Annotated in this window: 1 pseudogene; it reads right to left on the reverse strand. The window is 31.8% G+C overall.

The features are described 5' to 3' along the window. Nucleotides 1-96 precede the first annotated feature (96 nt). Nucleotides 97-233, reverse strand: a pseudogene (locus tag SB775_RS34115) (class A beta-lactamase); the annotation flags it as partial.

Below are 233 nucleotides of genomic sequence, written 5' to 3' on the forward strand. Positions count from 1 at the left end.
ATTATAGAAATACAAAAAAGCGATTCTTTTCACATGAAAAGAATCGCTTTCTAGGTTCATATTTTCAATTACGTTACATAAAGAATTGAGGAATTATCATTTAAGAGACTTAACTATAACTTCAGTTGCCTCTGCAATTAGTTGATTATCATAGGTAGCCTCTTTCTCATCTTTACTAGATAAAATTGCGATGATAATGGGTGCTCTATTTGGCGGCCATACGATAGCAATAT

Source organism: Peribacillus sp. SIMBA_075, from assembly GCF_046534585.1.